Origin of the sequence: Aquipseudomonas ullengensis, from assembly GCF_014174475.1 — a bacterium.
GTDB classification, from domain to species: Bacteria; Pseudomonadota; Gammaproteobacteria; order Pseudomonadales; family Pseudomonadaceae; genus Aquipseudomonas; species Aquipseudomonas ullengensis.
The window spans coordinates 358,312-385,032 of record NZ_JACJUD010000003.1 but is presented as its reverse complement, the minus strand read 5'-3'; the positions used below and the strand labels follow the sequence as shown (position 1 = coordinate 385,032).

General features: G+C 64.4%; 23 protein-coding genes. 7 read left to right on the top strand and 16 right to left on the bottom strand.

Going from position 1 to position 26,721, the window contains the following annotated elements:
• Positions 1-98 precede the first annotated feature (98 nt).
• Positions 99-1,097, bottom strand: a complete 999-nt coding sequence (locus H3H51_RS11085) for a DUF481 domain-containing protein (RefSeq protein WP_183089100.1) — start codon at positions 1,095-1,097, stop codon at positions 99-101.
• Between H3H51_RS11085 and H3H51_RS11080 the strand changes: the two genes are divergently transcribed.
• Both H3H51_RS11080 and H3H51_RS11075 read left to right on the top strand, forming a co-directional pair.
• Entirely contained in the window at positions 1,084-1,488 is a 405-nt protein-coding gene (locus H3H51_RS11080; RefSeq protein WP_407926486.1) for an MGMT family protein, read from the top strand. The two genes, H3H51_RS11085 and H3H51_RS11080, sit on opposite strands and share 14 nt — an antisense overlap.
• Positions 1,489-1,526: 38 nt before the next feature.
• On the top strand, positions 1,527-3,158 hold the full coding sequence (locus tag H3H51_RS11075; protein ID WP_183089099.1) for an AmpG family muropeptide MFS transporter: 1,632 nt from the start codon (positions 1,527-1,529) through the stop codon (positions 3,156-3,158).
• Here the strand turns inward: H3H51_RS11075 and H3H51_RS11070 are convergent.
• Both H3H51_RS11070 and H3H51_RS11065 read right to left on the bottom strand, forming a co-directional pair.
• The gene (locus tag H3H51_RS11070; protein ID WP_183089098.1) at positions 3,155-4,006 is read right to left on the bottom strand and encodes a mechanosensitive ion channel family protein; all 852 of its coding nucleotides are present in this window, start codon (positions 4,004-4,006) and stop codon (positions 3,155-3,157) included. The genes H3H51_RS11075 and H3H51_RS11070 overlap by 4 nt on opposite strands.
• 177 nt (positions 4,007-4,183) lie before the next feature.
• On the bottom strand, positions 4,184-4,663 hold the full coding sequence (locus H3H51_RS11065) for a YajQ family cyclic di-GMP-binding protein (RefSeq protein ID WP_183089097.1): 480 nt from the start codon (positions 4,661-4,663) through the stop codon (positions 4,184-4,186).
• Positions 4,664-5,083: 420 nt separating this feature from the next.
• On the opposite strand from H3H51_RS11065, the gene H3H51_RS11060 reads away from it, so the two are divergent.
• Genes H3H51_RS11060 through H3H51_RS11045 form a run of 4 tightly spaced genes read left to right on the top strand, consistent with a single transcriptional unit; the run spans position 5,084 to position 9,605 of the window.
• A complete protein-coding gene (locus H3H51_RS11060; protein ID WP_183089096.1) occupies positions 5,084-6,049 on the top strand; it encodes a response regulator in 966 nt (321 codons plus the stop codon).
• Positions 6,046-6,957, top strand: coding sequence for a putative 2-dehydropantoate 2-reductase (locus H3H51_RS11055; protein WP_183089095.1), 912 nt, complete (start codon positions 6,046-6,048; stop codon positions 6,955-6,957). The genes H3H51_RS11060 and H3H51_RS11055 overlap by 4 nt, the downstream gene beginning before the upstream one ends.
• Positions 6,958-7,012: 55 nt before the next feature.
• Positions 7,013-9,028, top strand: coding sequence for a HAMP domain-containing sensor histidine kinase (locus H3H51_RS11050; RefSeq protein WP_183089352.1), 2,016 nt, complete (start codon positions 7,013-7,015; stop codon positions 9,026-9,028).
• Position 9,029: 1 nt separating this feature from the next.
• Entirely contained in the window at positions 9,030-9,605 is a 576-nt protein-coding gene (locus tag H3H51_RS11045) for a cob(I)yrinic acid a,c-diamide adenosyltransferase (protein WP_183089094.1), read from the top strand.
• Between the two features lie 21 nt (positions 9,606-9,626).
• Here the strand turns inward: H3H51_RS11045 and H3H51_RS11040 are convergent, their stop codons facing one another.
• From H3H51_RS11040 to secA, 4 genes are all read right to left on the bottom strand, one after another.
• The gene (locus H3H51_RS11040) at positions 9,627-10,577 is read right to left on the bottom strand and encodes a Nudix family hydrolase (protein ID WP_183089093.1); all 951 of its coding nucleotides are present in this window, start codon (positions 10,575-10,577) and stop codon (positions 9,627-9,629) included.
• Positions 10,574-11,212: a glutathione S-transferase family protein gene (locus tag H3H51_RS11035; RefSeq protein WP_183089092.1), complete on the bottom strand. Its 639-nt coding sequence runs from the start codon at positions 11,210-11,212 to the stop codon at positions 10,574-10,576. The genes H3H51_RS11040 and H3H51_RS11035 overlap by 4 nt, the downstream gene beginning before the upstream one ends.
• A 266-nt stretch (positions 11,213-11,478) precedes the next feature.
• The gene (gene argJ / locus H3H51_RS11030; protein ID WP_183089091.1) at positions 11,479-12,696 is read right to left on the bottom strand and encodes a bifunctional glutamate N-acetyltransferase/amino-acid acetyltransferase ArgJ; all 1,218 of its coding nucleotides are present in this window, start codon (positions 12,694-12,696) and stop codon (positions 11,479-11,481) included.
• A 117-nt stretch (positions 12,697-12,813) separates the two neighbouring features.
• A complete protein-coding gene (secA, locus tag H3H51_RS11025) occupies positions 12,814-15,549 on the bottom strand; it encodes a preprotein translocase subunit SecA (protein WP_183089090.1) in 2,736 nt (911 codons plus the stop codon).
• Between the two features lie 248 nt (positions 15,550-15,797).
• On the opposite strand from secA, the gene H3H51_RS11020 reads away from it, so the two are divergent.
• The gene (locus H3H51_RS11020; protein WP_183089089.1) at positions 15,798-16,256 is read left to right on the top strand and encodes a DUF721 domain-containing protein; all 459 of its coding nucleotides are present in this window, start codon (positions 15,798-15,800) and stop codon (positions 16,254-16,256) included.
• A gap of 62 nt (positions 16,257-16,318) precedes the next feature.
• On the opposite strand, the gene lpxC is transcribed toward H3H51_RS11020, so the two are convergent.
• From lpxC to murD, 9 genes are all read right to left on the bottom strand, one after another.
• On the bottom strand, positions 16,319-17,230 hold the full coding sequence (lpxC, locus tag H3H51_RS11015) for a UDP-3-O-acyl-N-acetylglucosamine deacetylase (RefSeq protein ID WP_183089088.1): 912 nt from the start codon (positions 17,228-17,230) through the stop codon (positions 16,319-16,321).
• A gap of 112 nt (positions 17,231-17,342) precedes the next feature.
• Positions 17,343-18,539, bottom strand: a complete 1,197-nt coding sequence (gene ftsZ / locus H3H51_RS11010; RefSeq protein ID WP_183089087.1) for a cell division protein FtsZ — start codon at positions 18,537-18,539, stop codon at positions 17,343-17,345.
• A gap of 53 nt (positions 18,540-18,592) precedes the next feature.
• Positions 18,593-19,840: a cell division protein FtsA gene (ftsA, locus tag H3H51_RS11005; RefSeq protein WP_183089086.1), complete on the bottom strand. Its 1,248-nt coding sequence runs from the start codon at positions 19,838-19,840 to the stop codon at positions 18,593-18,595.
• Positions 19,841-19,860: 20 nt separating this feature from the next.
• Positions 19,861-20,718, bottom strand: a complete 858-nt coding sequence (locus H3H51_RS11000) for a cell division protein FtsQ/DivIB (RefSeq protein ID WP_183089085.1) — start codon at positions 20,716-20,718, stop codon at positions 19,861-19,863.
• A gap of 3 nt (positions 20,719-20,721) precedes the next feature.
• On the bottom strand, positions 20,722-21,663 hold the full coding sequence (locus H3H51_RS10995) for a D-alanine--D-alanine ligase (protein WP_183089084.1): 942 nt from the start codon (positions 21,661-21,663) through the stop codon (positions 20,722-20,724).
• Positions 21,660-23,102 carry a UDP-N-acetylmuramate--L-alanine ligase gene (gene murC / locus H3H51_RS10990; protein ID WP_183089083.1) on the bottom strand — a complete coding sequence of 481 codons (1,443 nt, stop codon included), beginning with the start codon at positions 23,100-23,102 and terminating at the stop codon, positions 21,660-21,662. Before murC ends, H3H51_RS10995 begins: the two co-directional genes overlap by 4 nt.
• The gene (gene murG / locus H3H51_RS10985) at positions 23,095-24,165 is read right to left on the bottom strand and encodes an undecaprenyldiphospho-muramoylpentapeptide beta-N-acetylglucosaminyltransferase (protein WP_183089082.1); all 1,071 of its coding nucleotides are present in this window, start codon (positions 24,163-24,165) and stop codon (positions 23,095-23,097) included. Before murG ends, murC begins: the two co-directional genes overlap by 8 nt.
• Positions 24,155-25,375, bottom strand: coding sequence for a putative lipid II flippase FtsW (gene ftsW, locus H3H51_RS10980; protein WP_407926485.1), 1,221 nt, complete (start codon positions 25,373-25,375; stop codon positions 24,155-24,157). The genes murG and ftsW overlap by 11 nt, the downstream gene beginning before the upstream one ends.
• Complete coding sequence (gene murD, locus H3H51_RS10975; RefSeq protein WP_183089081.1) at positions 25,372-26,718, bottom strand: UDP-N-acetylmuramoyl-L-alanine--D-glutamate ligase; 1,347 nt, start codon at positions 26,716-26,718, stop codon at positions 25,372-25,374. Before murD ends, ftsW begins: the two co-directional genes overlap by 4 nt.
• Positions 26,719-26,721 lie beyond the last annotated feature (3 nt).

Sequence of the window (26,721 nt, the reverse complement as noted above, 5' to 3'; positions counted from 1 at the left end):
GCACAGACCGATGATCGACCGTCGAGTTCAGTAAAAATCCCCGTCGATAACGCGCAACCAGCGAGTTAGAGCGGGGGATTCATCCGCGTATCCGGCACCTACCAGCCTACCCCCAGGCCGATCAGGTAATGCCGCTGCGAACTGGACGTGCCCACGCCATACAACTGCTCCAGCTCGTAGAGCAATGACAAGCGCGCCCAGTCGTTGAGCCGATAACGCAAGCCGGCCTCGGACTCGATGATGTAGTCGATGACCTCGATCTGCGGCTTATGCAGGGTGCCGGTGGTGTAGAACTCGAAGCGGGTGCCGCGCAACAACCGCTTGTAATCCCACTCCAACGACCAGGTGTTGAAGTCGAACTCACCATACTCGGAGTTCAGGGCCACGCGGTTGTAGCGGCTGATCAAGTCGAAGCGGCCCAGCTCGTTATCCCAGAAGCGATAACCCGGCCCAGTGCCCAGCATGCGCTGGCGATAGGCATCACTGAAGTGGTCTTCCTTGTGGTCGTAGCCCATGCGCCAGAACCAGTGATCGGTGAAGAAACGGTCGAGGTCGTACTCCACTTCCCAGTTATCCTCGGTCTCCTCGTCATTCTCGGTCTTGCGCTCCAGCTCGCCATTGAGCACGTGGCGCCAGCGGCCATGCTCGATGCGGGTGTCGCCCTTGAACTTCCATTCATCGGTGCGATTTTCGTCGCGGTCCAGGTCCAGCTTGGCGTCCAGGTTGCCTTCCCACAGACGGTCGTGGAGCAGCGGGCGCGGCGGCACCAGGCGCGTGATGCTGGCCAGCGGCACGGTGACCGTGCTGCCGTTGACCACCTGCACCATCCCCACCCCGGCAGCCTGCAGGCGCTCGCTGGCCTCGCTGTCGATACCGTCGCGGCGCAGCATCAGGGGCTTGTCCGAACTCAGGGTGTCGATATCCTTCCAGTCGATCAGCACGCGGCCGGCATACTTGGTCTGCAGCGCCAGCTTGCCGCCATCGAGCAGGATAATTTCGCCGCTCAGGCGGTCTCCATTGTTCAGCCAGACGGTGTCGGCACCGGCAGGCAGACTCAGGATCAGCAGCAGAAATGGCAACAGGATGCGCAACGACATGGTGAACGTACCGGCTAAGAGGCAGAAGACTGCGGCAGACCATGCCCCAGGCCTAGCCCCGACGGCAAGCCCGGAAGGGCGTCGGGCAGCGCTGTATCTGGTATTGGCGCAGATTCCCGAGGGCAAGGTGACCAGTTACGGCGAACTGGCCGCCCTCGCCGGCCTGGGCCGCGCGGCACGCTGGGTGGGGCGCACCCTCAGCCAGTTGCCGGAGGGCACCCGCCTGCCCTGGCACCGCGTACTCGGCGCCGGAGGGCGGCTGAGCCTGCCGCTGGGCAGCCTCTCCGGTGACGAACAGCGCGCGCGCCTGCGCGCCGAAGGCATCCTGGTCAACAACAACCGGGTCGACATACGCCGTCACGGCTGGCGCCCGATGGAGGCGAACGGTTAGAGTGCGCCCTTTGCCGATGCCCTCTCCAGATATCGCCCATGCCCCGTAAATCCTGGCGCGCCGCCCTCTCCATCTACGCCCACCCCGCCGCACTGGCACTCTTGCTGCTCGGTTTCGCCGCCGGTCTGCCGTACATGCTGGTGTTTTCCACCCTGTCGGTGTGGCTGCGTGAGGCAGGCGCCTCGTTGCAGGCGATCGGCTACGCCAGCCTGATTGGCCTGGCCTACGCGTTCAAATGGGTGTGGGCGCCGATGCTTGACCAGTGGCGCCTGCCGTTGCTCGGCAAACTCGGCCGGCGGCGTTCCTGGCTGGTGCTGTCGCAGGGGCTGGTGGCGCTCGGCCTGATCGGCATGGCGCTGTGCGACCCGCAACAGCACCTGTCGTGGCTGATCGGCGTGGCGGTGGTGGTGGCCTTCGCCTCGGCCACCCAGGACATCGCCGTGGACGCCTACCGCCTGGAGATCGTCGACGACAACCGCCAGGCCGCCCTCGCCGCCGCCTACATGGCCGGCTACCGGGTCGCCGCGCTGCTGGCCACGGCGGGTGCGCTGTATTTCGCTGGCTGGTTCGGCTCGTCGAACGACGACTACCAGCACGGTGCCTGGGCCAGCACCTACCTGATCTTCGCCATGCTGATGCTGCCAGGGCTGATCACCACCCTGTGGATGCGCGAGCCCTCGGTGCCGCTGCGCACGCAAATCTCCGCCGCGCGCTACAACCTCTATCACCAACTGGCCTCGGTGCTGGTGCTGATCGTGCTGCTGATCGCGGTGCCGGCGATGTTCACCCAACTGCTGCGCAGCGACTTCCTGCTGATGCTGCAGGGCGAGATAAGCCCGTATGAGCTGATCCACGACGACCGTGCCTTCCTGCGCTTCCTGGTCTACGGCACGCTCTCCGTCCTGTGCCTGTCGAATGTCGGTCGCCGCGGCCTGGCACCGGTGCTGACACCGGTCAACGACTTCATCCTGCGCTACCGCTGGCAGGCGCTGCTGCTGCTCGGGCTGATCGCCACCTATCGCATGTCCGATACGGTGATGGGGGTCATGGCCAACGTCTTCTACATCGACATGGGCTTCGCCAAGAGCCAGATCGCCAGCGTCAGCAAGCTGTTTGGCCTGATCATGACCCTGCTCGGCGCGGCCACTGGCGGCCTGCTGATCGTGCGTTTCGGCATCCTGCCGATTCTGCTGCTGGGCGGTGTGGCCTCGGCGGCGACCAACCTGCTGTTCGCCACGCTGTCTGAACTCGGCCCGGTGAGCCTGCCGAACTACGACGAACACACCGTGACCCAACTGCTGGCGGTGCTAGACCCGCACATGCTGATGCTGGTGGTGACCATCACCCTCGACAACCTCAGCTCCGGCCTGGCCACGGCGGCGTTCGTCGCCTACCTGTCGAGCCTGACCAACCTCAAGTTCTCGGCCACCCAGTACGCCCTGCTCAGCTCGATCATGCTGCTGTTGCCACGCCTGGTCGGCGGCTCCTCGGGGCTGATGGTGGAAAAACTCGGCTACAGCCAGTTCTTCCTCGCCACCGCCCTGCTCGGCATCCCCACGCTGATCCTGATTCTCCTGCAGTGGAGCCGCGAGCGTGGGGCACCACCTGCTCCGGCAGAGCCTGCCGGCGCGGATCAGCAGCCGAGCGTCGAGCAGAGCAAGGTCGGTTAAGCGCCGGCCTTGTCTGCGACACTGACCATGCGCACCAGCCGCTGCGCCAGCGGCAGCTCGATCTTGGCCTCGCGCAGGCGCTCGCGCACATGTTCGTTGAGCATGAAGGTCACCGCCCAGTAGTCGGCATTGCTGGTCCACAGGCGCAGCGACAGGGTGATCGAGCTTTCGCCCAGGGTCGCCACCACCACCTCGGGTGCCGGCTCGGGCAGCACCCGCGAATCGTCCGCCAGGCGCAGCAGCACCACACGGGCACGCTGCAGATCGGCATCGCTGTCCACCGCCACATCGAACACCACCTTGCGCGTGGCCTGGCGCGAGGTATTGGTGATGGTGCCGTTGGACAGCGCGCCGTTAGGCACGATCACCGTCTTGTTGTCGCCGGTGCGCAGCACGGTATGGAAGATCTGGATGCTATCGACCGTGCCGCTGACGCCCTGCGCCTCGATCCAGTCGCCGACGCGGAACGGGCGGAACAGCAGGATCAGCACACCCCCGGCGAAGTTCGCCAGGCTGCCCTGCAGGGCCAGGCCGATGGCCAGGCCGGCGGCGCCGATGGCCGCGATGAACGAGGTGGTCTCGACCCCCACCATCGACGCCACGCTGACCGCCAGGAGGATTTTCAGCACCACGTTGGCCAGGTTCTCGATAAAGCCCTGCAAGGTCTTGTCGCTGTGCCGGGTAGCGAGCAGGCCGCCCACCCGCGCGGTCAGCCGATTGATCAGCCACCAGCCGATCAGCAGGGTGAACACGGCCAGCACCAGCCGACTGCCATAGGCCACGACAACCGGGAACCAGGCCTCGGAGGCTTTCATCAGATGATCGAGATCGATTTGCGTCAGGTCCATGCCTGCTCTCCTTTTTCGCGCTGGAAACAAAAACGCCATGGCAAGCCATGGCGAAAATGATGGATGCATAAAGGGCCTGCTCCCACTTCCTTCACGGCCGTGAATGAAGCGGAAACAGACCCTTAGTACGACGGAGAAAAACCCGCTGGGTTCCTCAACTCGCCCGCACGACGTGCATCAGTCGCGGAAATTGTTGTACTGCAGCGGCATACCCAGGTCCTTGCCACGCAGCAGGGCAATGGCTTCCTGCAGGTCATCACGCTTCTTGCCGGTGATGCGTACCTGCTCACCCTGGATGGCGGCCTGTACCTTGAGCTTGGCATCCTTGACCAGGGCGACGATCTTCTTCGCCAGATCCTTGTCGATGCCCTCGCGGAAGGTGACTTCCTGCTTGATTACCTTGCCGGAGGCAAAGGGGTCTTTGGTCTCCATGCACTGGGCATCGATCTTGCGCTTGATCAGGGCCGCGCGCAGGATTTCCAGCATCTGCTCCAGCATGAAGTCGGCTTCGGCCGTCAGGGTGACGGTCTTGTCCTTACTCTCGAAACTGCACTTGCCACGCAGGTCGAAGCGACGCTCCAGATCCTTCACGGCGTTGTCCACGGCGTTGGTGAGTTCGTGCTTATCCAGTTCGGACACCACGTCGAACGTAGGCATGGAATGACTCCAGATAGACGGCGCGATCAGCATCACGGACTGTATGCGCCTGGCTTGACGGTAGAAATGGCGCGATCATTATACCCACCTTAGGGTCTGTTGCCGTTTCGGCACAACCGCGACGGAGCCTGTTTTTGCGCGGAGCTAGGCGCGAGACGCGAAGTTTGGTCGTCCAAATAAGCCGTCGAGGAACGACGTTCCGCGCAAAAACTGGCCCGTCCCTTCGGGTTGCGTGCAAAATCGCGCCATGCGGCGTTGCGGGACTTGGCAAGGGATCACCATTCCCTGCGTCCCGCGCCTAGCCCGGCGCGATTTTGCCCAGCAACGCGGCGTGCGCCGAAACGGCAACAGACCCTAAGACATGCCGTTCGGCCAAGTACCGGCGGTCATACTGCTTCCTGCCAGCGAGCACACTCAATAATGCCCAACCCCCACCTCAGCATCCTGGTCGTGGACGACGCCAAGTTCTCCAGCGCCATGATCGGCCGCGCCCTGACCCAGGCCGGCTACCAGGATGTGCGTTTCGCCAGCAGCGCTGCCGAAGCCCTGCGCCAGCTCGAGCAACGCCCTGCCAGTGTCCTGCTGGCCGACTGGCTGATGCCGGAGATGGATGGCCTGGAGCTGACCGCCCGCGTGCGCCAGCTGGACGAAACCGCCGAGCACTACACCTACGTCATCCTGCTCACCGGCAAGGAAGGCGACAACGTGATAGTCGAAGCCTTCGACCGTGGCGTCGATGACTTCATCAGCAAGGCGGCGATGAACGAGCAACTGGTACCGCGCGTCTATGCCGCGGACCGCCTGTGCAACACCCTGCACCGCCTGCTCAACGAAAACCGCATGATGACCCAGAACATCGCCAGCCTGGAGCAGCGCAACCTGGTCGACCCGCTGACCGGCCTGGGCAACCCGCGCTACCTGCAGCAGAAGCTGGTCGACAGCCTGCGCCAGGTCGAGTCGCGTGGCGGTGCCGTGTGCTACCTGCTGATCGGCCTGCAGGAAGCCGCCGCGCTGCGCCAGCAGTACGGCAACGGTTTCTACAACGAACTGCTGCATGGTGTGGCCCGCCGCCTGCAACAGCTGGTACGGCCGCTGGACGTGCTGGTGCGGGTGGACGACACCCACTTCGGCCTGATCACCCTGCTCGATGACCTGCAGGAATGCTCGCCGAGCAGCTTCAAGCGCCTGCACGAAGGCCTCAACCTCAAGGCGTTCAAGACCAGCGAAGGCTTCATCACCCTCAAGGCCGGCATCAGCCTGGTGGGCCTGGATGCCAAGTCGCTGCCGATCGATCCGCAAACCCTGCTCGATCACGCCGGCCGCCTGCTGCCCGAGTCCTACGCCAGTGGCCGCGTCAGCGCGGTGCGTCTGCCCCTGCCGCTGTGACCTGGCACGTCCTCGGCGCCGGCAGCCTGGGCAGCCTGTGGGCCGCCCGCCTGTTCCGCGCCGGGCTGCCGGTGCGCCTGATCCTGCGCAGCACCGAACGCCTGGCAGCCTACCGTGCCGCCGGCGGCCTGAGCCTGGTGGAAAACGGCCAGAGTCATCTCTACCCGATCCCCGCCGAAACCGCCGACACCAGCGGCCCGGTGCAGCGCCTGCTGCTCGCCTGCAAGGCCTACGATGCCGAGGAAGCCGCCGCCAGCCTGGCGCCGCGCTTGGGGCCGAATGCCGAGATCATCCTCCTGCAGAACGGCCTGGGCAGCCAGGATGCAGTAGCCACTCGCCTGCCGCGCGCACGCTGCATCCTCGCTTCGAGCACCGAAGGCGCCTTCCGTGAGGACGCCTTTCGCGTGGTCTTCGCCGGCCAGGGCCATACCTGGCTCGGCATCCCCGGCCAAACACAGGCGCCGGGCTGGCTGGCGGAGCTCACGCAAGCTGGTATCAGCCACGACTGGACCGCCGATATCCTCGGCAAACTGTGGCGCAAACTGGCGCTGAACTGCGCGATCAACCCGCTGACCGTGATGCACAACTGCCGCAATGGCGACCTGCGCGACTGGCCGCACGAGGTCGCCGCCCTGTGCGAGGAGCTCACCCGCCTGCTGCTGAGTTGCGCTCAGAAGGATGCAGCCGACGGCCTGCTGACCGATGTACAACGGGTGATCGAAGCCACCGCCGCCAACTACTCCTCCATGTACCAGGACGTCGCCCGCGGCCAGCGTACCGAAATCGCCTATCTGCTCGGCTACGCCTGTGCAGCCGCCCGCCAGCAGCAGCTGAACGTGCCGCGCCTGGATGCCCTGCATGCGCAGCTGCTCGCCCATCTGGCCGCTCGCGGATTGCCCCTGGTCTGAGCCCGCGCTACCCTCGTCCCTCCCAGAACCGCGGAAACCTGCGCCCTTGACCCGAATGCGCCAGCGCCTCGACAACCTGCCGGTCGGCCGCAAACTGCTCGCCGCGCTGCTGGTACTGCTGGCGACCGTGTTGCTGGTGGCCAACCTGGCCTTTATCAGCGCCGCCTACTGGATCTCCCAGGAAAGCGTCGCGCCGCAGGCCCTGCTGACCCTCGGCCGGCTGATCGCCACCCCGGAGCTCAGCCGCCACGCCCTCGCCTCGCCCCAGGCAGCCCAGGCCCTGTTGCAGCAACTGGATAGCTATGCACCGCTGCGCGCCGCCGCGCTGTACAACAGTGATGGCGTACGCCTGGCCGAGTTGCAACTCGGTGAACCGCTGCAACTGCCGCTGCGCAGCGACCGCCTGGAAAGCTGGCGCCAGGGCGAATTTCGCAACACCCAGGTGATCGAGCTGAAGCAGGCCGGCAAGAAACCCTCGGCGTACCTGCTGCTGGTGGTTTCCAGCGAGTTGCCGGGGGTGTTCTACACCAGCACCCTGACCGCCAGCGGGGTGATCCTGGTGATCAGCGTGCTGCTCTGGACCCTGATCGCCCGACAGATCCGCCGCCTGATCACCCGCCCGATCCGCCGCCTGGAAGAGCTCTCGCGCCAGGTCACCCGCGAGGAAAACTACGCCCTGCGCGCCGCACGCGGCAACCAGGACGAAATCGGCAACCTGGCCGACGCCTTCAACACCATGCTCGGGCGCATGGAAACCCGCGAGCAACTGCTCAAGCGCGCGCGCGACGACGCCGAAAGCGCCTTCGCCCAGGCCCACAGCCTGGCCGAGGAAACCCGCCACTCCAACCGCAAGCTGGAGCTGGAAGTGCAGGTGCGCAGCAAGATCGAGAAGAAGCTCACCGGCTTCCAGAACTACCTCAACAGCATCATCGACTCCATGCCTTCGGCGCTGATCGCCCTCGACGAACAGCTCTACGTCACCCAGTGGAACCAGGAGGCCAGTGCGCTTTCCGGCACCCACCTGAACGAAGCGCTGAACCAGCCGGTGTTCCTCGCCTTCCCGCCGCTCAAGCCGTTCCTCGTGCAGCTCAAGCGCACCGCCGAACAGCACCGGGTCGAGAAGATCGAGCGGGTCACCTGGAACCGCCACGACGAGCCGCACCACTACGAGCTGACCTTCTACCCGCTAACCGGCGCCGGCGGCCGTGGCGTGGTGATCCGCATCGACGACATCACCCAGCGCCTGTCGCTGGAAGACATGATGGTCCAGTCGGAGAAGATGCTGTCGGTAGGCGGCCTGGCCGCCGGCATGGCCCACGAGATCAACAACCCGCTGGGCGCCATCCTGCACAACGTGCAGAACATCCGCCGGCGCCTGTCGCCGGACCTGGCGAAAAACCAGGACCAGGCCATCGAAGTCGGCATCGCCCTCGACGATGTCAGCGCCTACCTCAGCGCCCGGGAAATCCCCCAGTTGCTCGACGGCATCCAGCAGGCCGGTTCGCGGGCGGCGAAGATCGTCAGCCACATGCTCAGTTTCAGCCGCCGCAGCAACCGGCAGATGACCCTCTGCCGACTGCCAGCGCTGATCGACCAGGCACTGGAAATCGCCGGCAACGACTTCGACCTGACCGACAGCTTCGACTTCAAGGCGCTGATCATCCAGCGCGAGTTCGACAGCCAGCTCGAGCCGGTGCCCGCCACATCCAACGAGCTGGAGCAGGTATTGCTCAACCTGCTGAAGAACGCCGCCCAGGCCATTCACCAGCGCGACGACGAGGGCGAGCCCGGGCGTATCGTGCTGCGCACCCGGCTCAACCCACCGTGGGCGGAAATCCAGGTGGAAGACAACGGCATCGGCATGCCCGAGTCCGTGCGCAAGCGCATCTTCGAGCCGTTCTTCACCACCAAGGAAGTCGGCCAGGGCACCGGCCTGGGGCTGTCTGTGTCGTATTTCATCATCACCAACAACCACAAGGGGCAGATGGAGGTGCACTCCACGCCAGGGCTGGGCACCTGCTTCACCCTGCGCCTGCCACTGAGCGCCACCACCGAACCTGCGAGCCACTGACATGGGTTATCGACTGAGCAAGATCTACACGAAGACCGGCGACCGCGGCGAAACCGGCCTCGCCGACGGCCGCCGCGTAGCCAAGGACCACCCGCGCGTGGAAGCCATGGGTGAGCTGGACACCCTCAACAGCCAGCTCGGCTTGCTGCTGGCGGACCTCGCCGAACAGGCAGGCCAGTGGCCCGGCCTGCGCGAGCTGATCGACGTGCTCACGCCTTGCCAGCACCGCCTGTTCGACCTCGGCGGCGAACTGGCGATGCCCGACTACCAGGCCTTGCAGGCTAGCGAAGTGGAACGTCTGGAAGCGGCCATCGACCGCTGGAACGAGGAACTCGGCCCGCTGGAGAACTTCATCCTGCCCGGCGGCTCACGGCTGATCGCCCAGGCCCATGTCTGCCGTAGCCATGCACGCACCGCCGAACGCCGCTGCCAGCAGCTCAACGCGCTGGAGCCACTGCGGGCGGAAGGCATGGCCTACGTCAATCGCCTGTCCGACCTGCTGTTCGTCGCCGCCCGCCTGATCGCCCGCCGCCAGCACATCGACGAAGTGCTGTGGCAGGCAGCGCAGAAGCCGTAGCACGGCAGCAGGAACAAACGCCTACAGCGGCTGTTCGGGCCAGAACGCGCGAATACCCGCAACGCCTTGGGCGCCGCACTGCCAGGCCTGTTCGAGGTCAACCGCCCCCAAGCCGCCGAGCAGGTAAGCCGGCTTGTTGAGGCCTTGCAGCAGCTCACGCGCCGCCTCCCAGCCCAGCGGCTGAGCGTCGGGATGGGTCTGGGTGGCCTGGACCGGTGACAGCGTGACGAAATCCACACCCATGCGCGTGGCCAGGGCCAACTCCTCAGGACCGTGACAGGAGGCCGCCAGCCAGCGCTGACCGGGGAATGGCCGGCCCTGGTCGGCGTACTTGCGCAGTTGCTCGGCCGTCAGGTGCCAACCGGCGGCGGGGAAATCGCCCAGCCACTCCAACGGCCCCTTGAGCATCAGCTGCGCCTTGCCGGCGCACAGACCCTGGATATCCACCGCCAGGTCGCGGTACTGGGCATCGAACATGTTCGGTGCGCGCAGCTGGATCAGCCGGATACCGCTGGCCAACGCCGCACGTACGCCGCGCAGCAGTTCACCGGGCTCCAGCTCATCCGGGGTAATCAGGTAGCGATCCGGCAAGCGCGCCGCCGCAACGATCGGCTGGTTGGCCGCCGGGAACTCGTAGTCTTCCAGCTCGCGCGGCGTGGCCCAGGCCAGCAGCTGGCCTTCGACGCCATGGGGTTCACCAGTGAAGCCTGAGACCTCCCAGACATCCAGCAGAACCTGTTTGTCCGGGTAATCGTGCTGCACTTTGATCAGCGGCCGGGCGGCGCTGACACGGATGCCCAGCTCCTCTTCGAGCTCGCGGGCCAGTGCAGCCGACACCGCCTCGCCCTCTTCCACCTTGCCGCCGGGAAACTCCCAGAGACCGCCCTGGTGCTGGCTATCCGCGCGCTTGGCGATCAGCACCCGTCCGTCGGCGCCGCGGATCACCGCAGCTGCCACGTGCACTCGCTTCATGCATTGCTCTCCGTTTCCTGCAGGCCGGCGCGGTACCACCGCTGGAACGCCGGCCATTGATAGATGGTGTTCACATACGCCTCGGCCTCGGCCGGCAACGCCACCTGATAGCTGCGCAGCCGCGCCGCCACCGGAGCGAAGAAGGCATCGGCGATGCTGACGTGACCGAACAGGTAAGGCCCGTCCTGGCCGAAGCGCTTGCGCGCCTCCTGCCACAATGCGCAGATCCGCTCGATATCGGCTTGCGCCTCTGCGGGCACCTGGCTCAGCGGCTGGTTACGGCGCAGGTTCATCGGCAGGTGGCTGCGCAGGGGCACGAAACCGCTGTGCATTTCCGCGCAGATCGAGCGGGCAAAGGCTCGCGCCGTCTGGCCAAGTGGCCACAGATGGGCCTCGGGAAAGCGCTCGGCCAGGTACTCGGCGATGGCCAGGGAATCCCAGATCACGCCGTCTTCGCACTTGAGCACCGGCACTTTGCCGGTGGGTGAATGTAGCAGCAACTGGCGCCGGCTCTCTGGCCCGTACAGCGAAACCAGCACCTCGTCGTAGGCGGCGCCCGTCAGCTCGATAGTCAGCCAGGCCCGTAGCGACCAGGACGAGAAATTCTTGTTACCGATTACCAGGGTCAGGGACATACGCGCTCTCCAGGTGCAGTGGGGTTTCACTCGACCTTAAAAGCGGCCCCCGCAGATAGCAAATTCCCGATATTCATGGGTCCATGAATATCGGGAATGCGGGTGCAGCCGGCGGTACGGTTAAACCTGTTCACGATCTCGCGAGCTAGAGATAAACGGTGGCGAAAGTGGCCGAGGAAGCGGAGTTTACGGTTGTAAATGAGCATTCCGAGGCCGCTTTCAACATCGTTTAGCCGAAGCGCAGCAGATCGCGAGCAGGTTTAAGATCAGCTGCGGTATTCCGCGTTGATTCTTACGTACTCATGGGACAGGTCGGTGGTCCAGATGGTTTCGCTGCAGGTGCCGCGCCCCAGCTCGATGCGGATACCAATCTCTTCGCGCGCCATCACCGCAGCGCCCTGCTCCTCGGTGTAGGTTGCCGCGCGCCCACCCTGGCTGGCGATGCACACCTCGCCGAGAAACACGTCGATCTTGCTCACATCCAGTTGCGGCACGCCGGCATAGCCGACGGCAGCGAGGATGCGCCCCCAGTTCGGGTCAGAGGCGAACAGCGCAGTCTTGATCAGCGGCGAGTGGGCCACGGCATAGGCGACGTCCAGGCACTCCTGATGGGTGCCGCCGCCATTGACCAGCACGGTGACGAACTTGGTCGCGCCTTCGCCGTCACGGACGATGGCCTGGGCCACTTCCATGAACACCTCGAACACCGCCTGCTTGAGCTTGGCGAACAGCTCGCCGCGGGCCTCGCTGATTTCCGGCAGCGCCGCCTGGCCGGTGGCGATCAGCATGCAGCAGTCGTTGGTCGAGGTATCGCCATCGATGGTGATGCGGTTGAACGACTTGTTCGCCGCGTCGCGCACCAGGTCCTGCAGCACGCTGCGGGCGACCTTGGCGTCGGTGGCGATGTAGCCGAGCATGGTCGCCATGTTCGGCCGGATCATCCCGGCGCCCTTGCTGATGCCGGTCACGGTGACGGTGACGCCATCGTGCTGGAACTGACGGCTGGCGCCCTTGGGCAGCGTATCGGTGGTCATGATGCCGGTGGCGGCTTCGGCCCAGTGGTTCTCGGACAGATCATCCAGCGCGGCTTGCAGGGCACCTTCGATCTTCGCCACCGGCAGCGGCTCGCCGATCACCCCAGTGGAGAATGGCAGCACGGCTTCAGCGGGTACGCCGGTCAGCGCAGCCAGGGCGTCGCAGGTGCGGCGGGCGTTGCTCAGGCCATCCGGGCCGGTGCCGGCGTTGGCATTACCGGTGTTGGTCAGCAGGTAGCGCACATCGCCCTGCAGGCGTTCGCGGGTCACCAGGACCGGCGCCGCGCAGAACGCATTGGTGGTGGTCACACCGGCCACGCGTGAGCCTTCGGCGCAGCGCATCACCACCACATCCTTGCGCCCCGGGCGCTTGATGCCGGCAGAAGAGATGCCCAGTTCGAAACCGGGAACCGGGTGCAGGACAGGCAAGGGACCAAGACCAACGGCCATGTGGGACGCTCCTTCATCAGCAGTACAAAGCCGCGCACTGGCGCGGCAAAGGTGGAAAAACGCCGCGAGCGGCTAAGCCGGTCGCGGCGTTGTTTTATATAGCAGGCCTGGCGTGGATCAGCTCAGCTGACCGTGGCAGTGCTTGTATTTTTTCCCCGAGCCGCACGGGCACGGTTCGTTACGACCGATCTTCTGCTCGGCGCGCACCGGCGCGGCAGCTACGGCCACATCACCTTCGCCTTCGGCTTCGTCAGCCATCGGCATGGCCGAGACCTCGGCGTGCTGGAACTGCATGCGCTGGGCCATGGATTCGGCTTCGCGGCGCAGGCGCTCTTCTTCCTCGACCGGGTCTTCGCGACGGATCTGCACATGGGACAGGACGCGGATGGTGTCGCGCTTGATCGACTCCAGCAGTTCCTGGAACAGGGTGAAGGATTCGCGCTTGTACTCCTGCTTCGGGTTCTTCTGCGCATAGCCGCGCAGGTGAATGCCGTGACGCAGGTGATCCATGGTCGCCAGGTGGTCTTTCCACAGGTCGTCGAGCACACGCAGCAGCATCTGCTTCTCGAAGGTACGCAGGGCCTCGGCGGTAGCCAGGGTTTCCTTCTCGGTGTAGGCAGCCACGATCTCGTCGAGGATGCGCGCACGCAGCGGCTCTTCGTAGAGCTGGGCGTCGTCGTCGAGCCATTGCTGGATCGGCAGCTTCAGGCCGAAGTTACTGTACAGCGCCTGCTCCAGACCGAAAACGTCCCACTGCTCGGGCAGCGATTGCGGCGGGATGTGCTCGTTGATCGTGGCGGTCAGTACTTCTTCGCGGAACTCGGTAATGGTCTCGCCGATGTCCTCGGCCACCAACAGGCTGTTACGCATGTGGTAGATGACTTTGCGCTGCTCGTTGGCAACGTCGTCGTATTCGAGCAGTTGCTTACGCATGTCGAAGTTGCGGCCTTCGACCTTGCGCTGGGCTTTTTCGATGGCGTTGCTGACCATGCGGTGTTCGATGGCTTCACCGGACTGCATGCCCAGGGCCTTCATGAAGTTCTTCACCCGGTCGGAGGCGAAGATGCGCATCAGGCTGTCTTCCAACGACAGGTAGAAACGGCTGGAGCCCGGGTCACCCTGGCGACCGGCACGACCACGCAGCTGGTTGTCGATACGGCGCGACTCGTGACGCTCGGAAGCGATCACATGCAGGCCACCGGACTCGATCACTTGCTGGTGACGCTTCTGCCAGTCGGCCTTGATCTGGGCGATCTGCTCATCGCTGGCATTGTCCAGGGCAGCCACTTCGACTTCCCAGTTGCCGCCGAGGAGGATGTCGGTACCACGGCCGGCCATGTTGGTGGCGATGGTCACCGCGCCCGGGCGACCGGCCTGGGCAATGATCTCGGCTTCCTTCTCGTGATACTTGGCGTTAAGCACCTTGTGCTCGATGCCTTCCTTGTTCAGCAGGGTGGAAACGTATTCGGAGCTGTCGATCGAGGCGGTACCGACCAGGATCGGCCGGCCCTGGGCCTGGCTCTCCTTGATGTCGGCAATGATCGCCGCGTACTTCTCTTCCTGGGTCAGGTAGACCAGGTCATTGTAGTCCTTGCGCGCCAGAGCCTTGTTGGTCGGGATTACCACCACGTTGAGGCCGTAGATCTGACGGAACTCGAACGCCTCGGTGTCGGCGGTACCGGTCATGCCGGACAGCTTGGTGTACAGACGGAAGTAGTTCTGGAAGGTGGTCGAGGCCAGGGTCTGGCTCTCGGCCTGGATATTCAGGCCTTCCTTGGCTTCGATGGCCTGGTGCAGGCCTTCGGACAGGCGACGGCCCGGCATGGTGCGGCCGGTGTGCTCGTCGATCAGCAGAACCTGGTCCTGCTGCACGATGTATTCGACGTTGCGGTGGAACAGCTTGTGCGCGCGCAGGCCGGCGTAGACGTGAGTCAGCAGGCCCAGGTTGTGCGCCGAGTACAGGCTCTCACCCTCGGCCAGCAGGCCGGCGCCCGTCAGCAGTTCTTCGATGTACTGGTGACCTTCTTCGTTCAGCTCGACCTGACGGGTCTTCTCGTCGATCTTGAAGTGGCCTTCCTGAGTGACCACGCCTTCCTCTTCCTCGATGTGCTGGGTGAGGCGCGGGATCAGCTTGTTGACTTCGATGTACAGCTTGGAGCTGTCTTCGGCCTGGCCGGAGATGATCAGCGGGGTGCGCGCTTCGTCGATGAGGATCGAGTCCACTTCGTCGATCACGGCGAAGTTCAGCTCGCGCTGGAACTTCTCGTCCTGGGCGAACGCCATGTTGTCGCGCAGGTAGTCGAAACCGAATTCGTTGTTGGTGCCGTAGGTGATGTCGGAGGCGTAGGCAGTGCGCTTCTCTTCCGGCGGCATGAAGGGGGTGACGATGCCCACGGACAGGCCGAGGAATTCGTACAGCGGACGCATCCAGTTGGCGTCGCGGCGGGCCAGGTAGTCGTTGACCGTGACCACGTGCACGCCTTTGCCTTCCAGGGCGTTGAGGTAGACCGCCAGGGTACCCACCAGGGTCTTGCCCTCACCGGTACGCATTTCCGCGATGGTGCCTTCGTGCAGGGCCGCACCGCCGATCAACTGGACGTCGAAGTGGCGCATGCCCATCACGCGTTTGCCTGCCTCACGGGCGACGGCGAAGGCTTCCGGCAGGATCTGGTCGAGGGTCTCGCCCTTCGCCAGGCGCGCCTTGAATTCGCCGGTCTTGTCCCGCAGTTGCTCATCGGAAAGGGCCAACATCTGCTCTTCGAGCGCATTGACTGCCGACACTACTTTGAGCATGCGTTTGACTTCACGCTCGTTCTTGCTTCCAAAGAGTTTCTTCAACAGCGGCGCAAACATATCGGCAGATTCTTCCACTAATGGGGACGGAGGGACGGCGCAAAACACCAGCCCTGCAGCCGACGAGGCTGCGTGCGAAGGGGGCATTCTACCCGGAAACGTCGGCGATGAAAGCGCATCCTGCCCTCTACACCTCAGAGGCGAATCCACCAACCAAACAGTTGTTACAACATCTATATGGGGACGCCAGCCGACAGCTACAACCCCTGTTTGCTAACATGCCGAATCATTGATCAGATTGCCCGCCCATGACCTTTCGCCCACTGCCAGCCAAGGCCACTGCCGCACTGCTGCGCGAAGCCAAGCCGCTGCAGGTGATGCTGGCCCAGGCCCACCGCTTGGCCAATTTGCAGGCGCTGGTCGATGCGCAGCTTGAGGTCGCGGCCCGCGAGCATTGCCTGGTTGCCAGTTGGCGCGACGGCTGTCTGTTGCTGCTGACCAGCAATGGCCACTGGGCCACGCGCCTGCACTACCAGCAGCGGCGCCTGCAACGCCAGCTACAGTCGCTGCCGGAGTTCGCCGGGCTGAAAAAGATCCAGATCAAGGTGCGCCCACCCACCGGACAGGTCGCGTATGTCGGCCGCCAGGCCGAGCTGTCGGACGCCGCGGCAGACAGTATCAACAGCGCCGCCGAAGGCATCAGTGATCCCAGGCTGCGCGCCGCCCTGGAGCGCCTGGCCAGTCACGCCAAGCCCAAGGAAAGCTGAAGGACAGAAAAAAACAGGCCACCCGAAGGTGGCCTGAATACAACTAGAAGGAAGGGTATCGCTTACACGGCCGCAACCGGGCGCATGTAGGAGATCGGCGCGTTGGTAGCGTCGTCGAAGATCACCACTTCCCAAGCGTCTTTCTGCTCGATCAAGGTACGCAGCAGACGATTGTTCAGGGCATGACCCGACTTGAAACCACGGAACTCGCCAATCAGGCTGTTGCCCAGCAGGTAGAGGTCGCCGATGGCGTCGAGGATCTTGTGCTTGACGAATTCGTCCTCGTAACGGAGGCCGTCTTCGTTGAGCACGCGGAACTCATCAACCACGATGGCGTTGTCCACGCTGCCGCCGAGCGCCAGGTTCTGCGAACGCAGCAGCTCGATGTCACGCATGAACCCGAAGGTACGGGCGCGACTGACTTCCTTGACAAAGGAAGTGCTGGAAAAGTCGACACTGGCGGTCTGGGTGCGACCACGAAACACCGGGTGATCGAAGTCGATCTCGAAGCTCACCTTGAAACCGTCGAAAGGCAGGAAGGTAGCGCGCTTGTCGCCCTCTTCGACTGTCACTTCGCGCAGTACGCGGATGAATTTCTTCGGTGCTTCCTGTTCTTCCAGGCCGGCCGATTGAATCAGGAATACGAAAGGACCAGCGCTGCCATCCATGATCGGCACTTCAGATGCCGAGAGCTCGACGTAGGCGTTGTCGATGCCCAGGCCTGCCATGGCCGAAAGCAGGTGCTCCACGGTATCCACCTTGACATCACCATTGACCAGAGTGGTCGACATGGTGGTCTCACCGACATTTTCCGCGCGGGCGGGGATTTCCACGACAGGGTCGAGGTCGGCGCGTCGGAACACGATACCGGTATCCACAGGTGCCGGCTTCAGGGTCAGGTAAACCTTCTCTCCCGAATGCAGGCCAACGCCGGTGGCTCGGATAATGTTCTTCAGGGTGCGTTGTTTGATCATGGCTTGGGCTACTTGTGCGCGAGTTGCGAACTGTTTTCAACAATGGCCGGCGATAATAGCAGAACCGGCCTTTGCTGAACACTAATCACCATCATACTCCCGATAGACTCAATCAATCAGCTTGGCGACGCAGGAAGGCCGGAATATCGAGATAGTCCAGGTCATCCTGAGTATTCAGCTTGGCCGCAGCGGCACTGCCGGCGAGGCTTTGACGCTGAACGGTTGGGCGCTCGTAGTCCTTGTAGTTGACGCTCGGTTGCTCGGCAGCGCGCGGGGCGGCGCTGATAACGGCAGCCGGAGCAGCTACAGCGGTCGGCACGGTATTGTCGATAACCTTGACCGGCTTCTCGATACGCGCGCCCAGGCCGGTGGCCACTACAGTCACGTGCAGCTCGTCACGTACGTCCGGATCGATCACCGCGCCCACTTTCACAGTGGCGTGTTCGGAGGCGAACGCCTCGATGATCTCGCCGACCGCAGCGTATTCGCCGAGGGACAGGTCCAGACCAGCGGTGATGTTGACCAGGATGCCACGAGCGCCCTGCAGGTTGACGTCTTCCAGCAGCGGGTTGCGGATCGCCGCTTCGGTCGCTTCGCGAGCACGGTTCGGACCGCTGGCGCAGCCGGTACCCATCATCGCCAGACCCATTTCGCCCATCACGGTTTTCACGTCAGCGAAGTCGACGTTCATCAGGCCCGGACGCTGCATGATGTCGGAGATGCCGCGCACGGCACCGGCCAGTACGTCGTCAGCCTTGGCGAAGGCGGACAGCAGGCTGGCGTCCTTGCCGAGAATGGTCAGCAGTTTTTCGTTGGGGATGGTGATCAGCGAGTCGACGCACTCGGCCAGGGCACGGATGCCCTCGTCGGCGACTTGCATGCGTTTGCGCCCTTCGAACGGGAACGGACGGGTGACCACGGCAACGGTGAGGATGCCCATTTCCTTCGCCACTTCGGCAATGATCGGGGCCGCACCGGTACCGGTACCGCCACCCATGCCGGTGGTGATGAAGACCATGTCGGCGCCACGCAGCACTTCGGCGATGCGCTCACGGTCTTCCATGGCGGCCTGACGGCCGATTTCCGGGTTGGTACCGGCACCCAGGCCCTTGGTCACGCCAGGGCCGAGTTGCAATACGCTGCGCGCGCCTACGTTCTTCAGCGCTTGCGCATCGGTGTTGGCGCAGATGAATTCAACGCCTTCGATGTTGTCCTTGATCATGTGGTTAACGGCATTACCGCCGCCGCCGCCCACGCCGATTACTTTGATAACTGCGCTTTGCGGGATGGTATCTACGAGTTCGAACATTTCCCCTCTCCTTCTTTTCTAGTTGTATCGCCTACAGCTACCGCGGGTTCACATCAGAAATTGCCCTGGACCCAGCGTTTAAGCCGTTCCAGTACTGGTGTCTTGGGTTCATCGCTATACAGGTTGCCGGCGGACATGGAGATGCCGTCGGCCTGCTTCTGCAGCCCGTACATCAGCAGGCCTACGCCTGTGGAATAGATAGGATTACGCACGACGTCGGTCAGTCCTTTGACGCTGTGGGGTACGCCCAAACGCACCGGCATGTGAAAGATCTCTTCGGCCAGTTCGACGGCACCTTCCATCTTGGCGGTGCCACCGGTGAGGACGATCCCGGCAGGGATCATGTCCTCATAGCCACTGCGCCGCAGCTCAGCCTGAATCAGGGTGAAGAGCTCGTCGTAACGGGGCTCGACAACCTCGGCAAGAGCCTGGCGGGACAGTTCCCGCGGCGGCCGATCTCCCACACTGGGAACCTTGATGGTTTCCCCCGGACCGGCCAGCTTGGCTAGGGCGCAAGCATACCGAATCTTGATCTCCTCGGCATACTGGGTCGGGGTGCGTAATGCCATTGCGATATCATTGGTAACCTGGTCACCAGCGATCGGAATCACCGCCGTGTGACGTATCGCACCTTCGGTGAAGATGGCGATGTCAGTGGTACCGCCGCCGATGTCGACCAGGCACACGCCCAGCTCCTTCTCATCGTCGGTCAGCACCGCATAAGCGGACGCCAGTTGCTCGAGGATGATGTCGTCGACTTCCAGGCCGCAGCGGCGCACGCACTTCTCGATGTTCTGCGAGGCATTCACTGCGCAGGTGACCACGTGCACCTTGGCTTCCAGGCGGACGCCGGACATGCCCAGCGGCTCGCGCACGCCTTCCTGGTTATCGATCACGTAATCCTGCGGCAGGGTGTGCAGTACACGCTGGTCGGCCGGGATTGCCACGGCCTGGGCAGCGTCAAGCACGCGCTCGAGGTCGGCCGGGCTGACTTCGCGATCACGAATGGCCACGATGCCGTGCGAGTTCAGGCTGCGAATGTGGTTGCCGGCCACGCCGACGAAGGCCGAGTGGATGCGGCAGCCCGCCATCAGTTGGGCCTCTTCCACGGCGCGCTGGATCGACTGCACGGTGGACTCGATATTGACCACCACGCCCTTCTTCAGGCCGCGCGACGGATGGGTGCCGATGCCGACGATTTCCAGTTGGCCATCGGCCGTCACCTCGCCCACCAGCGCCACCACCTTGGAGGTACCGATATCGAGGCCGACGATCATCTTGCCGCTCTGCACGATTGCCATGTCCTACTGTTCTCCTCGATTCACTGCACGGCGGCGGTTTCCACCGCCGTAGGCGCGACCGGTGTGCGCCACGCCACGGCCAGGCCGTTGGAGTAACGCAGGTCGATGCGCGCGATATTCGCGATCTGAGCCTTGAGCACCTTGTCGAAGATGGTGCTCAGGCGACGTATTTTTTCCACCAGGTGATCCCGGCCCAGCAGCAGCTCAATGCCCTGCCCGGTGCTGAGGAACCAGCTGCCATGCTCACGCAGCTCCAGGCGGGTGATGGAAAAACCCATCGGCCGCAACATCTGGCTGAGCACTTGGTACTGCTGCATCACCTGCTGCTGGGCGCGTTTCGGCCCGGACAGCAACGGCAGGTGTTCGTAGTGAGTCAGCTCGCGCGGGGCGAAGGCTTGACCCTGGTTGTTGAGCAGGGACTCGTCACCCCAGCGCGCCACCGGCAATTGTTCTTCCAAGTGGATCACCACCTGATCCGGCCACACCCGACGCACTTCGGCGTGGGCGATCCACGGCATGCGTTCCAGCTCGGCACGCATGCCAGCCAGGTTGATGGTGAAGAAGCTCGACGCCACGAACGGCGCGATGCGCTCCTGCACCACCTGCTGGCTGATGTAGCTCAGCTCGCCCTGCACACTGACCCGCGCAATCGGCCGATCGGCATACGGCAGCAGGCGCTGGGCGCCTTCATAGGTCGCGAACCCCAGCACCACCAGCAGCACCGGCCACAGCAGGCGCTTCAGCCCGCTCAGGTCCGGACGCGGAACGCGTGCCGACAGCGGCTCCTGCGCCACCATCCGGCTAGCTCCGCGCGCAGCTATCGGCTGACGCTGGGGAGCGCGGCCGATAGGTTGCGGATGGCGGAGAGTGGCGACCATGACTTAACCCCTTGCCTCAACGCTGTCGGCGAGAATCGCCAGCACCAACTGCTGGAAATCCAGACCGGCAGCACGTGCGGCCATCGGAACCAGGCTGTGATCGGTCATGCCCGGTACGGTGTTGACTTCCAGCAGCCAGAACTTGCCAGCGGCATCCTGCATCACGTCGGCGCGTGCCCAGCCCTGGGTGCCCACGGCCTCACAGGCGCGCGCGGTGAGTTCCTTCAGTTCGGCTTCCTTGTCGGCGCTGAGTCCGCAGGGAACCCGGTACTGGGTGTCATTGGCCAGGTACTTGGCGTCGTAGTCGTAGAAACTGTGCGGCGTGCCCAAGGCAATCGGTGGCAGCACCTGGCCGCGCAGCATGGCGATGGTGAACTCAGGACCGGCGATCATCTGCTCGACCAGCACCTGGGAGTCGTAACGGCTGGCATCCTTCCAGGCGGCAATCAGTGCATCGACATCGCTGACCTTGGCCATGCCGATGCTCGACCCCTCGTGGGCCGGCTTGACGAACAGCGGGAAGCCCAGCTCGGCAGCCGCCATGCGGCAGTCTTCTTCACAGGCCAGGGCGGCGTGGGCCGGCGTTGGCAGACCAAGGCTCAGCCACACGCGCTTGGTGCGCAGCTTGTCCATGGCCAGGGCGGAAGCGAGGATGCCGCTGCCGGTGTAAGGGATGCCGGCACATTCCAGCAGGCCCTGCATGGAACCGTCTTCGCCGCCACGACCGTGCAGGACGATAAAGGCGCGATCGATCTTCTCGCTGGTCAGGCGCTGCAGCAGGTCGTCACCGGCATCGATGCCGAAGGCGTCCACACCAGCCGCCAGCAGTGCTTCCAGCACCGCCGCACCGGATTTCAGCGACACCTCACGCTCGGCGCTCTTGCCGCCGAACAGCACGGCGACGCGACCGAAGGCCTTGGGATCGAGGGTGGATTGCAGACTCATTTCGACTCACCTTGAAACAGGGCATGCTTGAGCAATTGCGGAGCCACGCCGCCGATATCACCGGCACCCTGGCACAGCAGGATGTCGCCAGGACGCAGCAGCGGCTTGATGATCGGCGCGAGATCGACACCGCGCTCGACGTAGATTGGGTCCAGCTGGCCACGCTGACGGATGCTGTGGCACAGGTGACGGCTGTCGGCACCCGGGATTGGCTCTTCGCCAGCCGGGTAAACCTCCATCAGCAGCAGCACGTTGGCATCGCCAAGCACCTGCACGAAGTCGTCGTAGAGGTCGCGGGTACGGCTGTAGCGGTGCGGTTGATAGAGAATCACCAAGCGGCGCTCGGCCCAGCCACCGCGCACGGCCTTGATCACCGCCGCGACTTCGCGCGGGTGATGACCGTAGTCGTCGACCAGCATCACGCTGCCGCCGTCCACCGGCAGTTCGCCGTAGACCTGGAAGCGCCGGCCGACGCCCTGGAAACCCGACAGGCCGGCGACGATGGCGGCATCGTCGATGCCCTCGTCGGTGGCGATGGCGATGGTCGCCAGGGAGTTCAGCACGTTGTGGTTGCCCGGCATGTTGACCGACACGTTCAGCGGCTCACGGTCGCGGCGCAGCACGGTGAAGTGGGTCTGCATGCCCTTCTGCACCACGTTGATCGCGCGCACGTCGGCGTCTTCGGCGAAGCCGTAGGTCACGGTCGGACGCGCCACCTGCGGCAGCAGTTCGCGCACCACCGGATCATCCACGCAGAGCACAGCCAAGCCGTAGAACGGCAGGTTGTGCAGGAATTCGATGAAGGTTTTCTTCAGGACGTTGAAGTCACCGCCATAGGTGCTCATGTGGTCCATGTCGATATTGGTGACCACCGAGACCATCGGCTGCAGGTGCAGGAAGCTGGCGTCGCTCTCGTCGGCCTCGGCGATCAGGTAGCGGCTGCTACCGAGCTGGGCGTTGGTGCCGGCGGCGTTCAGGCGGCCACCGATGACGAAGGTCGGGTCCAGGCCACCGGCGGCGAATACCGAGGCCAGCAGGCTGGTGGTGGTGGTTTTGCCGTGGGTACCGGCGACGGCGATGCCGTGGCGGTAGCGCATCAGTTCGGCGAGCATCTCGGCACGCGGCACCACCGGAATGCGGCGCTCCAGGGCGGTGGCGACTTCCGGGTTGCTGGTGTTGACTGCACTCGACACCACCAGCACGTCAGCCTGTTCGGCGTTCTCCGCGCGGTGGCCGATGAAGATGATGGCGCCGAAGCTTTCCAGGCGCTCGGTCACGGCCGAGGCCTTGAGGTCGGAACCGGAGACTTCGTAGCCGAGGTTGAGCAGCACTTCGGCGATGCCACACATGCCGGCACCACCGATGCCAACGAAGTGGATGCGGCGGATGCGGCGCATGCGGCGGATTTCCGAACGCGCGGCGGCGGGAGATTTAGCCACGGGCCACCTCCAGGCAAGTATCCACCACCGTACGGGTGGCATCCGGCTTGGCCAGGCTGCGCGCAGTGCGGCCCATGGCCTTGAGTTTTTCAGGGTGCATCAGAACCTCGGTCAGCTGCGCGGCAAGTGTGTCCGCGTCAGTCTCGTGTTGCGGGAGCAGGAAGGCAGCGCCCTCCTTCGCCAGATATTCGGCATTGCGGGTCTGGTGGTCGTCGATCGCGTGGGGCAACGGCACCAGGAAGGACGGCAGACCAGCGGCAGCCAGCTCGCTGACAGTCAGCGCACCGGCACGGCACACCACCAGATCAGCCCAGGCGTAAGCACGCGCCATATCGCTGATGAAGGGCGCGACCTCGGCTTCGACCGCAGCTTCGCGATAACGCTCCGCAGTCACTTGATCATGTTGCTTGCCGGCCTGATGGAACACTTGCGGACGCAGCTCGCTGGCGACTTTGCCCAGTGCTGCCGGCAGCAGTTTGTTCAACGGCTCGGCGCCCAGGCTGCCGCCCAGCACCAGCAGACGCGGCTGGCGCTTGGCCAGGTCGTCGCGCGGGGTTTCCAGGAACAGTTCCTCGCGCACCGGGTTGCCGGTGGTACGCCGCTTGGCACTGTGGCCGAAGGTATTCGGGAAGCCTTCGCACACGCGCTTGGCGAACGGCACCAGGCTGCGGTTGGCAGTGCCGGCCACGGCGTTCTGCTCCTGGATGATCAGCGGCGCGCCATTCAACTTGGCGGCCAGGCCACCCGGACCGGTGACATAGCCACCCATGCCCAGCACGCACACCGGTTGCAGCTCACGCATCACCCGGCGCGCCTGCCACAGGGCACGGACCAGCTGGAACGGCGCCTTGAGCAGCGACAGCTTGCTCTTGCCACGCAGGCCACTGACGTTGATCAGGTGCAGCGGCAGACCGGCAGCCGGCACCAGCTCATTCTCGATACCGCGCGGCGTACCCAGCCAGTGCACGCTGTAGCCGCGCGCCTTGAACTCGCGGGCACAGGCCAGCGCCGGGAACACGTGGCCGCCGGTGCCGCCGGCCATAATCAGGACATTACCGGGCATGTTCGGCGCCCTCCTCGGCAAAGTCCGCTTCGTTGAATTCGACGTCTTCGCTGCCCAGGTGGGTGCGACGCTCCCACTCGATGCGCAGCAGCACGGCCAGGATCACGCAGCAAATCACCAGCGAGCTGCCGCCGTAGCTGAGGAATGGCAGGGTCAGGCCCTTGGTCGGCAGCAGGCCGACGTTCACCCCGATGTTGATCAGCACCTGGCCGATCCACAGGAAAGCCAGGCCGTAGGCCACGTAGGCGGAGAAGAACTGCTTGGCCTTTTCCGCCCACAGGCCGATGTACAGGGCGCGCACGCTGACAAAGACGAACAGCGCCACGGTGGCCAGTGCGCCGATCATGCCCAACTCCTCGGCCAGCACGGCGAACACGAAGTCGGTGTGCGCTTCCGGCAGGTAGAACTGCTTCTGGATGCTGTTGCCCAGGCCGACGCCGAACCACTCGCCACGGCCGAAGGCGATCAGTGCCTGGCTCAGCTGGTAGCCAGCACCGAACGGATCGGCCCAGGGGTCTACGAAGTTGGTCAGGCGCTGCATGCGGTAGGACTGGCTGGTCATCACCACGCCGCCGAGTGCCAGCACGCCAGCCACCAGCGGGATGAAGCGCAGCAGGTTGACCCCGCCGAGGAACAGCATGGCGATCGAAGCGCCCATCAGCACCACGGTGGCGCCGAAGTCCGGCTCGGCCAGCAGCAGCACGGCAATCGGTGCCAGCAGCAGCATCGGCTTGATGAAACCGGTGAGCTTGTTGCGCACCTCGTCCTGGCGACGCACCAGGTAGCCGGCAATGAACATCACGGTGAACAGCTTGGCCAGCTCGGACGGCTGCAGGTTGAACAGGCCGAAACCGATCCAGCGTTTGGCCCCGTTGACCTCGCGACCGATGCCCGGCACCAGCACCATGATCAGCAGGACGAAGGCCACCAGCAGCAGGCTGCCGCCATAACGCTGCCACATCGCCATCGGAATCATCAGGGTCAGCAGACCAGCCACCAGGCCGATGAGCAGATAGATCAGGTGGCGCACCATGAAGTACATCGGGTTGCCGGCCAGCGCCGTGGCCACTTCCGAGGACGCCGACGTGATCATCACCAGGCCCAGACCGAGCAGGGCCAAGCTGCCGGCCAGCAGCGGGAAGTCGAGATCGACACCACGACGGGTACGCAGTGGCGAGGGCGCGGCGAGCATGCGGGCGATCAGGCTCATTGCAGGGCCTCCGCAGCCTGGGCAAACAGGCGCCCGCGCTCTTCAAAGTTCTTGAACATGTCCAGGCTGGCGCAGGCCGGCGACAGCAGCACGGCATCGCCCGGCTGGGCCAGTTCGGCGCTGCACTGCACGGCTTCGTCGAGCGTGCTCAGGCGCACCTGCGGTACCGCATCACCCAGTGTCTCGGCCAGCCGCTCGGCATCGCGACCGAGCAGCACCACGGCGCGGCAGAACTTGGCCGCTGGCGCTTTCAGCGCGGAGAAGTCGGCGCCCTTGCCGTCGCCACCGGCGATCAGCACCAGCTTGCCGGCGATATCTGCGCCCAGGCCTTCGATGGCGGCCAGTGCGGCGCCGACGTTGGTGGCCTTGGAGTCGTCGTAGTAGCTCACCCCGCGCAGCTCACGCACCCACTGGCAACGATGAGCCAGGCCGGCAAACGTTTGCAGGGTCTGCAGCATCGGCGCGAACGGCAGGCCGACTGCGTGGCCGAGGGCCAGGGCCGCCAGGGCGTTGCTCTGGTTGTGCGCGCCACGCATTTTCAGTGCAGCAGTCGGCAGCAGGGTTTCGAACTGGAAGGCGAGGAACTTCTCGCCGCCCTCCTCGATCAGGCCGAAGCGTTTGAAGTCCGGCTTGCCCAGGCCAAAGCTCCAGCACGGAACCTGGTCGGCAATCAGCGGCCGCGACAGCGCGTCATCGCGATTCACCACCACCTGGCGGGCGCCACGGAAGATGCGGTGCTTGGCCAGGTGGTACTGCGGCATGCCGGCGTAGCGATCCATATGGTCTTCGCTGACGTTCAGGCAGGTCGCCACTTCGGCATTCAGTTGATCGGTGGTTTCCAGCTGGAAGCTGGAGAGTTCGAGCACATACAGCTCGACCTCGTCATTCAGTAGGTCCAGCGCCGGCGTGCCTAGGTTACCGCCAACCGCGACCTTCTTGCCGGCCGCCGCTGCCATTTCACCCACCAGGGTGGTCACGGTGCTTTTGGCATTGGAACCGGTGATGGCGATGATCGGTGCCTTGGCATGGCGGGCGAACAGATCGATGTCGCCGGACAGCTTGACCCCGCGCGCGGCCGCGGCCTGCAACGCTGGGGTGGCAATAGCCAGGCCCGGGCTCACGTACAGCTCCGAGGCGCGGCAGAGGAACTCCACATCCAACTCGCCGCAACGCACGTCCACCTGCGGATAGTCGCGCTGCAGGGTCGCCAGCTCCGGCGGGTTCGCGCGCGTATCCGCCACGGCGAAGCGCACGCCCTGTTGCGCGAGGAAGCGCACCAGGGACATGCCGCTCTTGCCGAGGCCGACAACGATGCGGAACTGGTCGGAAGCGATCAGCGACACTCT

Excerpts from the sequence above, each read along its gene's own strand:
- ftsA (WP_183089086.1), bottom strand. The coding sequence starts at position 19,840 with ATGGCAATCGTGCAGAGCGGCAAGATGATCGTCGGCCTCGATATCGGT.
- H3H51_RS11020 (WP_183089089.1), top strand. The coding sequence starts at position 15,798 with ATGACCTTTCGCCCACTGCCAGCCAAGGCCACTGCCGCACTGCTGCGC.
- H3H51_RS11045 (WP_183089094.1), top strand. The coding sequence starts at position 9,030 with ATGGGTTATCGACTGAGCAAGATCTACACGAAGACCGGCGACCGCGGC.
- ftsZ (WP_183089087.1), bottom strand. The coding sequence starts at position 18,539 with ATGTTCGAACTCGTAGATACCATCCCGCAAAGCGCAGTTATCAAAGTA.
- argJ (WP_183089091.1), bottom strand. The coding sequence starts at position 12,696 with ATGGCCGTTGGTCTTGGTCCCTTGCCTGTCCTGCACCCGGTTCCCGGT.
- lpxC (WP_183089088.1), bottom strand. The coding sequence starts at position 17,230 with ATGATCAAACAACGCACCCTGAAGAACATTATCCGAGCCACCGGCGTT.
- H3H51_RS11060 (WP_183089096.1), top strand. The coding sequence starts at position 5,084 with ATGCCCAACCCCCACCTCAGCATCCTGGTCGTGGACGACGCCAAGTTC.
- H3H51_RS11075 (WP_183089099.1), top strand. The coding sequence starts at position 1,527 with ATGCCCCGTAAATCCTGGCGCGCCGCCCTCTCCATCTACGCCCACCCC.
- ftsW (WP_407926485.1), bottom strand. The coding sequence starts at position 25,375 with ATGAGCCTGATCGCCCGCATGCTCGCCGCGCCCTCGCCACTGCGTACC.
- H3H51_RS11085 (WP_183089100.1), bottom strand. The coding sequence starts at position 1,097 with ATGTCGTTGCGCATCCTGTTGCCATTTCTGCTGCTGATCCTGAGTCTG.
- secA (WP_183089090.1), bottom strand. The coding sequence starts at position 15,549 with ATGTTTGCGCCGCTGTTGAAGAAACTCTTTGGAAGCAAGAACGAGCGT.
- H3H51_RS11065 (WP_183089097.1), bottom strand. The coding sequence starts at position 4,663 with ATGCCTACGTTCGACGTGGTGTCCGAACTGGATAAGCACGAACTCACC.
- H3H51_RS11000 (WP_183089085.1), bottom strand. The coding sequence starts at position 20,718 with ATGGTCGCCACTCTCCGCCATCCGCAACCTATCGGCCGCGCTCCCCAG.
- murG (WP_183089082.1), bottom strand. The coding sequence starts at position 24,165 with ATGCCCGGTAATGTCCTGATTATGGCCGGCGGCACCGGCGGCCACGTG.
- H3H51_RS10995 (WP_183089084.1), bottom strand. The coding sequence starts at position 21,663 with ATGAGTCTGCAATCCACCCTCGATCCCAAGGCCTTCGGTCGCGTCGCC.
- H3H51_RS11040 (WP_183089093.1), bottom strand. The coding sequence starts at position 10,577 with ATGAAGCGAGTGCACGTGGCAGCTGCGGTGATCCGCGGCGCCGACGGA.
- H3H51_RS11050 (WP_183089352.1), top strand. The coding sequence starts at position 7,013 with ATGCGCCAGCGCCTCGACAACCTGCCGGTCGGCCGCAAACTGCTCGCC.
- H3H51_RS11070 (WP_183089098.1), bottom strand. The coding sequence starts at position 4,006 with ATGGACCTGACGCAAATCGATCTCGATCATCTGATGAAAGCCTCCGAG.
- H3H51_RS11035 (WP_183089092.1), bottom strand. The coding sequence starts at position 11,212 with ATGTCCCTGACCCTGGTAATCGGTAACAAGAATTTCTCGTCCTGGTCG.
- H3H51_RS11080 (WP_407926486.1), top strand. The coding sequence starts at position 1,084 with ATGCGCAACGACATGGTGAACGTACCGGCTAAGAGGCAGAAGACTGCG.